Below are 8,815 nucleotides of genomic sequence, written 5' to 3' on the forward strand. Positions count from 1 at the left end.
AGTGTCACGCCAAGAATTACGACCGGGCCGCGCCTGCCGACGACTCCGGCCCCCGCTGGAGCGGGCTCGACGTCGGCTCGCCGTTCGACTACCGGCGCAACGGCATCCTCTACGTCGCCGCGCACCTGCCCCCGCCCGGCCGGGACGGCCTGGGCGAGCCCACCCTCGCCGAGATCGCGGGCCTCGTCGAGGCCGCCGGGGGCCGCACGCTCGGGCTGTTCTCGTCGACACGCGCGGCCCAGCAGGCCGCCGAGGATCTGCGGGAACGGCTCGACTGCCCGGTTCTGTGCCAGGGCGAGGACTCGACGTCGCTGTTGGTGCGCAAGTTCGCCGACGACACGCGCACCTGCCTGTTCGGCACCCTGTCGCTGTGGCAGGGGGTGGACGTTCCGGGCCCGTCGCTGCAACTGGTCATCGTCGACCGCCTGCCCTTCCCCCGGCCGGACGATCCGGTGGCCTCGGCACGCCAGCGCGCGGTGCAGGCACGCGGTGGCAACGGCTTCCTCACCGTGGCCGCCACCCACGCGGCGCTGTTGCTGGCCCAGGGCGTCGGCCGCCTGCACCGGTCCGGCACCGACCGGGGCGTGGTCGCCGTGCTCGACTCGCGCCTGGCCACGGCACGCTACGCGGGGTTTCTGCGGGCCTCCCTCCCGCCACTGTGGCCGACCCGGAACCCGGACGTCGTGCGCGACGCACTGCGCAGGCTGGACGCGGCGGCCCCGTCCTGATCCGCCGTGGGGCAGCCACTACGGTGAACGCCAATCCGACCCGAGGGAGATGTTGTTGGCCCCTGAATCATCCAGTGCCCAGTCCCGGTCCGTCAGCGTCGACGACACCGGCGTGCGCCGCGTGCTGGCCGACGGCACGGAGGAGTCCGTCACCTGGTCGGACCTGTCCGCTGTCGTCGTGCGGGTCATCCCCGAGGGCCCGTGGCGGGAGGACGTGTTCCTGATGCTGGCGGGCTCCGACGGCACCGGAACCGCCGTGCCCAGCGGCGATCCCGCCGCCGACGCCTTGATCGAGCGACTCCAGACACTGCCGGGCTTCGACCACGACACGTTCGTGGAGGCCATGACGACCGACGCCGACCAGGCCTACGTCGTCTGGCGCGCCAACTGAGACGTCGTGCGGGAGCGCGTCACGGCGTTCACCGCGGAAAGGGCGCCCGTGGCCGCCTCCACGGCGGGACAGGACCCGGTCACGGCGACGAGGGCGGGCGGCGGGCCAGGACCGTCAGCGTGCCGGGAGCGATCTCCGTGAAGCCCGCGTCCCGCACGCCCACCAGGCCCGCGTCGCGCCAGGCCGCCTCCGGGTCGTCGGCCACCCGGCCCACCTGCCGGTCCCAGTCGGCGGCCTCGGCGGTGCGGACCGCACAGGGGTGGCCCTGCCGACCCCAGGCCGCCCGGGCGGGAGCGTCGAGCAGCGCGGCCAGCAGCATCGTCGCGTGCCCCACCTGCGCGGCGGCCTTGCCCGCCGACATCGTGATGCCCGGGTTGAGCAGCAACTCCGGCACCTCCGGCGGGGGTGGTCCGGGCTCGTCGCCGGGCAGGTCGCTGCCGGAGATCTGCAACCGCGCCACCTCGTGGGGCAACTCGCCCACCCGGCACGGCACCAACGCGCGCACCTGCGCGCCGCCGACCTCCACCGTCACACCCGGCAGCGCTTCGACCGCCCGCCAGTGCGACCCCCGCGCCCGCCGGGCGACCTTGCGGATGTGCCCCGAGGTCCACGCGTGCAGCGGTTCGTACCACGGGCCGCCCGGCTCGGCGCGCTCGTCGAGGCACACGGCGACGGCCGCCGTGGCCGCGGCCTCCAGCATGGGAGTCCGGGACGGCGGGTGGGCCCGCTCCATTCGCAGGACCACCGGCATCGCCCAGACCCGCTCGGGTGGTAGCTCCTGCTCGGCGGTGCGGTCGGCGGGAAGCCCCAGCCACCACGCGTAGCGGGCCGCGACCGGCGCGAGCACCGGCTCGGGAGTGCTCACGGCCGGACGAGAGGCAGCCCGTCGGCCTCGTCCGCCGCCTCGATCTCGGCGCGGGTCACGCCGAGCATGAACAGCACCGCATCCAGGTACGGGTAGGACAGCGCCGCGTCGGCCACCTCGCGGAGCGCGGGCTTGGCGTTGAACGCGATACCCATGCCCGCTGTGGTGAGCATGTCGATGTCGTTGGCACCGTCGCCCACGGCGACGCACTGACCGATGGGGATGCCGTACTCGTCGGCGTAGCGCCGCAGCGTCGCTGCCTTGCCCGCGCGGTCGACGACCTGGCCCTGCACCTTGCCGGTGAGGGTGCCGTCGGCGACTTCGAGATCGTTGGCGACGGCGAAGTCCAGGCCCAGATCGTTGACCAGCCGGTCGATGATCCGGGTGAAACCGCCGGAGACGACCCCGCAACTGAACCCGAGTCGTTTGAGCGTGCGGATCGTGGTCCGCGCACCCGGCGTGAGTTCGATCTGGTCGGCGACCTCGTCCAGCACCGACTCGTCCAGCCCGGCCAGCAGCTCCACCCGGCGTTCGAGCGACTGGGTGAAGTTCAGCTCGCCCCGCATGGCGGCCTCGGTGATCTCCCGGACCTGCGGCTCGACGCCCGCGTGGGCGGCGAGCATCTCGATCACCTCGCCCTGGATGAGCGTGGAGTCGACGTCGAACACGACCAGCCGCTTGGCACGGCGCGCCAGCCCGGCCCGTTCGATCGACACGTCGAGCCCGCCGCGCGCGGCGACGTCGGCCAGCATCGACCGCAGCTCGCTGTCGGCCTCCGGCGTATCGGCGGCCACCGAGACGTACACCTCGAGCCCGGTCACCGGGTAGTCCGCGATGCTGCGGATCGAGTCGATGTTCGCGCCCACCTCGGCGAGCCTGCGCGCCACCTGGGTGAACGCGCGGGCGGTGACCGGCCTGCCGAGCAGCACGAGCACGTGGGTGGACCCCCGGCGGTCGGGCGCGAACGGGTCGGTCCCGATCGCCGAACCGATCCGCACGTCGACGTGCATCGACACCGACGCCATCGCCTGCTCGACGACCTCCTGCAGGCCCTCGGGGTCGGACTCGACCGCGACGAGGACGCCCAGAACGAGCTGGCCGCGGATCACGACCTGTTCGATGTCGACGACCTCGACACCCTGGCTGGTCAACGCCGCGAACAGCACCGACGAGACCCCGGGCTTGTCCGGGCCCGTCGTGGTGATCAGGACGGGTGTCGTCTCCGCTGTCTCTGCCGTGCTCACGCTTGCCCCGCCCTACCGGTCACCGTTCGCTGGAATTGTCCCTGTCGTGCCGCCCCGGAATGGCCGCCTCGGTGACCTTCTCCGACGGCGCGTCCGTGGCGTGGGCGTGGGCCAGGGTCTTGCCCGTGAAGGTGACATGGCCCTCGCCGCGCATCCGCTCGACCATCTCCGGGTAGTGCAGCTCGAACGCGGGCCGCTCGGAGCGGATCCGGGGAAGCTCGGTGAAGTTGTGCCGCGGTGGCGGGCAGCTCGTGGCCCATTCGAGGGAGTTGCCGTAGCCCCACGGGTCGTCCACCGTGACGACCGGGCCGTAGCGGTAGCTCTTGAAGACGTTCCAGATGAACGGCAGCGTCGAAGCACCGAGCACGTACGCCCCGATGGTCGAGATCATGTTCAGCATGGTGAACCCGTCGGTGCCGAGGTAGTCGACGTACCGGCGGGGCATGCCCTCGTTACCGAGCCAGTGCTGCACGAGGAACGTGGCGTGGAAGCCGACGAAGGTGAGCCAGAAGTGCAGCTTCGCCAACGGCTCGTCCATCATCCGGCCGGTGATCTTCGGGAACCAGAAGTAGATCCCGGCGAACGTGGCGAACACGATCGTGCCGTAGAGCACGTAGTGGAAGTGCGCCACCACGAAGTAGCTGTCCGAGACGTGGAAGTCGATCGACGGCGCCGCGAGCAGCACACCGGTGAGACCACCGAAGAGGAAGGTCACGAGGAAGCCGACCGTGAACAGCATCGGCGACTCGAAAGTGATCTTGCCCTTCCACATGGTGCCGATCCAGTTGAAGAACTTCACACCGGTCGGCACCGCGATCAGGAAGGTCATGAAGGCGAAGAACGGGAGCAGCACCGCGCCGGTGGCGTACATGTGGTGCGCCCACACCGCCACGGACAGGGCGGCGATGCTCAGTGTCGCCCACACCAGGCCCTTGTAGCCGAAGATCGGCTTGCGGGCGAAGACCGGGATGATCTCCGAGGCGATGCCGAAGAACGGCAGCGCGACGATGTAGACCTCCGGGTGCCCGAAGAACCAGAACAGGTGCTGCCAGAGGATCACACCACCGTTGGCCGGATCGAAGACGTGCGCACCGATCCGGCGGTCGGCGAGCAGGCCCATCAGCGCCGCGGTCAGGATCGGGAACGCCAGCAGCACCAGCAGGCTGGTGATCAAAATGTTCCAGGTGAAGATGGGCATCCGCCACATCGTCATGCCCGGCGCGCGCAGGCAGGCCACCGTGGTGATCATGTTGACCGCGCCGAGAATGGTCCCCAGACCACTGACCAGCAGGCCGACGATCCACAGGTCGGCACCGAGGCCGGGCGAGTAGATCGCGCTCGACAGCGGGGTGTAGGCGAACCAGCCGAAGTCGGCCGCGCCGCCCGGGGTGATGAAGCCCGCCATCGCGGTCAGGCCCCCGAACAGGTACAGCCAGTAGGAGAAGGCGTTCAGCCGGGGGAAGGCCACGTCCGGCGAGCCGATCTGCAGCGGCAGCACGTAGTTGGCGAAGCCGAACACGATCGGGGTCGCGTAGAACAGCAGCATCACCGTGCCGTGCATGGTGAAAAGCTGGTTGTACTGCTCCTGGGAGAGGAACTGCTGTCCCGGCTGGGCGAGCTCCGTACGGATCAGCATCGCCATCGCGCCGCCTGCCATGAAGAAGGCGAACGACGTGACCAGATACATGATGCCGATCTGCTTGTGGTCCGTCGTGCGGAACAACCGCAGCAGGAACGAACCCTTCACCGACTCTCGCGTCGGATACGGACGCGTCGCGATCGGCTGGGGGGCTACGGCCGTCACAGAAGCCTCCTGCACTCGAAACCCCGCGATCCTTGCTTCACGCCACGGGCGGGGGACCCACGATGGCTAGAGGGATCGTATCCCGCACGCCTCGGCGCTCCGCGCACCGGCCGTGTAGATCACCGTCGGAGCGGTCCCCGACCGCGCGCGCGACCGTCTCAGCATCCCCGCGGAAGGTGCGAAACCGCAGGTAGACCCAGGTGTGCGGTCTCGTGCGCACTCGGCGGAACACCCGCGTTACCTCGGTCACGCCCCTCGCTGTTGGCATATCGTCAAGGCCTCCTTGACTGCACTCAACGCAGTAAAGGGGGCCTTGCCGACTCGTCAACAAGCGTGGGGCGGCGGCGGCTCAGAGCGCGTGCGTGTCGAGGAAACCGGTGACCGCGTCGGAGACCGCCTCCGGCTGCTCGACCGGGGTCAGGTGGCCCGCGCCCGGCACGGTGACCAGCCCGGCGCCGGGCACCGCGTCCGCCAGGTCGCGGGCCACCTCGGGAGGGGTCACCGCGTCCTGCTCCCCCACCACGACCACGGCGGGCACACCGGCCGAGGCGAGGACGGCGGTGGAATCCGCTCGCCCGGCCATCGCGCGCTGCGTCCAGGCGACCCCCGCCGAGGGCTGCTCCTCGATCCAACCGCGAACCCGCTCGGCGACCTCGGGGCGCGTCGCGCGGGTGGTGTCGCCGAGCAGCTTGGGCAGCATCGTCTCGGCCAGCCAGCCGCCGATGCCCTCGGCCTCCGCGCGCCGCGCCACCGACAGCCGGTCGGCGCGCGCGGCCTCGGTGTCGGCCGTGGCCTTGGTGTCGATCAGTACGAGACCCGCGACCCGCCGCGGAGCCAGCCGAAGCACGGCCTGGGCGAGGTAACCGCCCAGTGAGCACCCGCCGAGCACCGCGCGCTCGGCGCCGAGCTCGTCGAGGCGGCTGAGGACGTCGCGGGCGGCGGCATCGAGGCCGGGCTCCGCGTCGTCGGAAGGCAGCCGACCGCGGCCCAGACCGCACACGTCGGGCGTGACCAGCGGTGCCCTTCCGGACAGCCGTGGTCGTACCGCGTCCCACATCCGCGCGTCCAGCGGGTAGGCGTGCAGCAGCACCAACGGGAGTTCTCGCATGGCCCCATTGTCGCTCCCGCGGCGCCGCGTGGCCCGGTGCGGCGTACGCGACCGGAGCGCGAGCGCGGCGCGGTGAGCGCGGTCACCAAGCGCGGTCACACGTTAGATTCGACACGTGGCTTCCCGTCTCGGGCACGTGCGCACCGCACGGCTGCTGCTGCGGCCGTTCCGGGAGGCCGACCTGCCCTCGGTCGTCGGGATCCAGTCCTCGCCGGAGACGCACCCGCACGAGCCGTCCCCGGCCACCCCGGCCCAGGCCCGGACCCAGTTCGAGACGTGGCGGCGGCACTGGATCGACCACGGGTTCGGCTACCTCGCCGTCGTCGAGCCCGGCCCGGACAGGCTCGTCGGCGTGGGCGGGATCCAGTGCAGCGACCTCGACCGTGAGCCGGTGCTGAACCTGTACTACCGGTTCCGTCCCGACACCTGGGGCCGGGGCTACGCGCCCGAGATGGGCGCGGCGGTGGTGGCGTGGGCCGAGCGCGAGGTGCCCGAACGCCCCGTGGTCATCGTCACCGGGGTGACCAACGCACCGGCCCGGCGCGTGGCGGACAAGCTCGGGTTCCGCGAGTACCGGCGCGACCTGTACCGAGGGCTGCCCTCGGTGTACTACCGGCGCCCCGGCCCGCGCGGCCGGCGGCCGGGCGCAGTCAGAAGCCCCTGAGCGGGCTCCGGCGCGCGCGGGCCTGCCAGCACCCCCGGTGCCAGTGCCTGCGGTCGGAGACCGAGCCCGTTTCGTCGGCGGGCCAGGCCACCACGTGTGGCACTCCCGGCCGGATCTCGTGATCGCACCCGGGGCAGCGGTAGGTCTTCGTCGCCTGCGCCCCCGGAACGGTGCGCACGAGCCAGTCGCCGTCCGGGCCACTCTCCGTGCTCGCCCAGCCCGTCGGCGCCGCGCGCCGGGGCGCGTCGCGGCGTGCTCGGTTCCGTCGAGGCATGGCTCCACGGTAGCGGCCTGGTCCGCTCAGCCGTGGGCCAGTGCGAGGGGCACGAGCTGCTCGGCCGACGAGAACGATCCGTGCTGCCCGCGCAACGCCGACTCCTGCGGTTCGGCCAGTTCCCGCAGCACGCCGGACCGCTCCCGGGCGGCCACCACCACGTCCCCGATCCTCGGGCGCACACGGTCGGCCACCGTGTCGCCGAACCACCCGGCCTCGACGGCCTCCTCGCGGCGCACGACCCAGGCCCGCGCGCCGAGCGTCTCGCGCCACGCGGCCAGCACGTCGTCGGCGGCCCCGTGCTCGGTGTAGACGTGCCGGGCACGGACCTCGCCGCCGAGCAGTCGCACGCCGTCGAGCAACGCCGGATCGGCGTCGGCATCGACGGCGGTGTCGTCGACCTCGACCATCCCGTGATCGGCGACCACGGCCAGCAGCGAGCCCGGGGCGAGGTCCTCCACCAGCGACTCGACGAGGCGGTCGACCTGCCGCAACTGCATCCGCCAGGGCACCGACCCGGGCCCGTGCAGATGCCCCAGCAGGTCGAGATCGCTGTGGTAGCCGTAGCAGAGGGCGCGCGGCGACCGCAGCGCGGACCGGGTCGCGGCCACCAGGTCACCGAGGGCGTGCACGCCGACGTAGCGGCCACCGGAAAGCACCGCCCGGGTCAGCGGGGTGCCGGCGAACCGGGCGGCCGAGACGACGCTCGTGGCGATGCCGGACTCGCTCGCCCGCGCGAACGTCGTCGGCAGCGGCTGCGCCTCCTCCGGTGGCAGGGCACCGCGCAGGTCGCTGCCGTCGACGTGGCTGCACCAGCGCAGCGCGTTGAGCAGGCCGACCCCGGGGACTTCGAAGGAGTAACCCACCAGGCCGTGCTGCCCCGAGGGCACGCCGGTGCCCAGTGCCCCCAGCCCGGCCGCCGTGGTGGCCGGGTAGCCGGACCGGAGCGGACGGGCACTCAGCTCGCTCAGCACGGGCGCGTCGGCAGCGTGCTCGCGCAACAGGTCCCAGCCCAGCCCGTCCACCAGCAGCACGCACGCACGGGAAGCGGGCGGCAACGCGAGCGTGTTCGTCGCACCGGGCACACCCAGCACCGCGAGCAACGACGGCACGACCTCGCTCAGGAGGGGAACCTCCCGGTCGATCGTCGGCAGTTCCATGCGGGCAACCTTCCCACTCCGCACGGCCGGAGGCGACAATGAATCCATGCCGACCTACGCCTACCGCTGCCGCGTGTGCGCCGACTCGTTCGAACTCGCCAGGCCGATGAGCGAGTCCAGTGCCCCCGCCCGGTGCCCGTCCGGGCACGACGACACCACCAAACTGCTCACGACCGTGGCGCTGACCGGCTCGGCGCCCAGTCCCGCGCCCGCCCCCTCGGGTGGTGGCTGCTGCGGAGGCGCGTGCGGCTGCGGTTGAGCCGCGCGTGTCAGCTCTCGTCGAAGTCGCGCGCCGCGAGCGCCTCGATCCGCTCCACCGCGTCGACGGCCTGCGGGCCGGTGGCCTCGATCTCGACGCGGTCGCCCTTGCGCGCACCCAGCGACATGATCGCCAGCACACTGTGCCCGTCGGCCTCGTCGTCGCCGAACCGCACGCGCACGTCGGCCTCGACCCCGGCGATCGCGCGGACGAGGAGTGCGGCCGGGCGGGCGTGCAGGCCGACCTCGTTGCGCAGGGTCAGCCCGGTGCGCACCGCCTCCGTCCTCGGCGGTTCCACTCCGGTGGCCGCGGTGGTCC

At 72.2% G+C, this 8,815-nt stretch carries 11 protein-coding genes; 4 read left to right on the top strand and 7 right to left on the bottom strand.

Going from position 1 to position 8,815, the window contains the following annotated elements:
* Together SACSA_RS20960 and SACSA_RS0101310 are read left to right on the top strand one after the other, a co-directional pair.
* A partial coding sequence (locus SACSA_RS20960) for an ATP-dependent DNA helicase (protein ID WP_019812885.1) occupies nt 1–728 on the top strand: 728 nt, incomplete at its 5' end.
* Nucleotides 729–777: 49 nt separating this feature from the next.
* Nucleotides 778–1,119: a hypothetical protein gene (locus SACSA_RS0101310; RefSeq protein WP_048876302.1), complete on the top strand. Its 342-nt coding sequence runs from the start codon at nt 778–780 to the stop codon at nt 1,117–1,119.
* 79 nt (nt 1,120–1,198) lie between these two features.
* On the opposite strand, the gene SACSA_RS0101315 is transcribed toward SACSA_RS0101310, so the two are convergent.
* The 4 genes from SACSA_RS0101315 to SACSA_RS0101330 all read right to left on the bottom strand — a co-directional run bounded on the left by SACSA_RS0101315 (nt 1,199) and on the right by SACSA_RS0101330 (nt 6,140).
* The gene (locus SACSA_RS0101315; protein WP_019812887.1) at nt 1,199–1,984 is read right to left on the bottom strand and encodes a peptidyl-tRNA hydrolase; all 786 of its coding nucleotides are present in this window, start codon (nt 1,982–1,984) and stop codon (nt 1,199–1,201) included.
* On the bottom strand, nt 1,981–3,228 hold the full coding sequence (gene serB / locus SACSA_RS0101320) for a phosphoserine phosphatase SerB (protein WP_019812890.1): 1,248 nt from the start codon (nt 3,226–3,228) through the stop codon (nt 1,981–1,983). Before serB ends, SACSA_RS0101315 begins: the two co-directional genes overlap by 4 nt.
* Nucleotides 3,229–3,247: 19 nt before the next feature.
* Nucleotides 3,248–5,032 (bottom strand): aa3-type cytochrome oxidase subunit I, encoded by a 1,785-nt coding sequence (gene ctaD, locus SACSA_RS0101325; RefSeq protein ID WP_028661422.1) that lies wholly within the window; start codon nt 5,030–5,032, stop codon nt 3,248–3,250.
* A gap of 349 nt (nt 5,033–5,381) precedes the next feature.
* Nucleotides 5,382–6,140 (bottom strand): alpha/beta fold hydrolase, encoded by a 759-nt coding sequence (locus SACSA_RS0101330; RefSeq protein ID WP_019812894.1) that lies wholly within the window; start codon nt 6,138–6,140, stop codon nt 5,382–5,384.
* A gap of 115 nt (nt 6,141–6,255) precedes the next feature.
* Here SACSA_RS0101330 and SACSA_RS20965 point away from each other — a divergent pair, with 115 nt between their 5' ends.
* Nucleotides 6,256–6,804 carry a GNAT family N-acetyltransferase gene (locus SACSA_RS20965; RefSeq protein WP_048876303.1) on the top strand — a complete coding sequence of 183 codons (549 nt, stop codon included), beginning with the start codon at nt 6,256–6,258 and terminating at the stop codon, nt 6,802–6,804.
* Here SACSA_RS20965 and SACSA_RS24250 read toward each other — a convergent pair.
* Together SACSA_RS24250 and SACSA_RS0101340 are read right to left on the bottom strand one after the other, a co-directional pair.
* A complete protein-coding gene (locus tag SACSA_RS24250) occupies nt 6,791–7,078 on the bottom strand; it encodes a hypothetical protein (protein WP_083940112.1) in 288 nt (95 codons plus the stop codon). The genes SACSA_RS20965 and SACSA_RS24250 overlap by 14 nt on opposite strands.
* A gap of 26 nt (nt 7,079–7,104) precedes the next feature.
* A complete protein-coding gene (locus SACSA_RS0101340; RefSeq protein WP_019812896.1) occupies nt 7,105–8,238 on the bottom strand; it encodes an alkaline phosphatase family protein in 1,134 nt (377 codons plus the stop codon).
* Nucleotides 8,239–8,284: 46 nt separating this feature from the next.
* Here SACSA_RS0101340 and SACSA_RS0101345 point away from each other — a divergent pair, with 46 nt between their 5' ends.
* A complete protein-coding gene (locus SACSA_RS0101345) occupies nt 8,285–8,497 on the top strand; it encodes an FmdB family zinc ribbon protein (RefSeq protein WP_019812897.1) in 213 nt (70 codons plus the stop codon).
* Between the two features lie 10 nt (nt 8,498–8,507).
* Here SACSA_RS0101345 and SACSA_RS20970 read toward each other — a convergent pair.
* Nucleotides 8,508–8,815 (bottom strand): HPr family phosphocarrier protein (locus SACSA_RS20970; protein ID WP_019812898.1); only part of this gene is annotated, 308 nt, incomplete at its 5' end.

It is taken from the genome of Saccharomonospora saliphila YIM 90502, assembly GCF_000383795.1.
Classification (GTDB): domain Bacteria; phylum Actinomycetota; class Actinomycetes; order Mycobacteriales; family Pseudonocardiaceae; genus Saccharomonospora; species Saccharomonospora saliphila.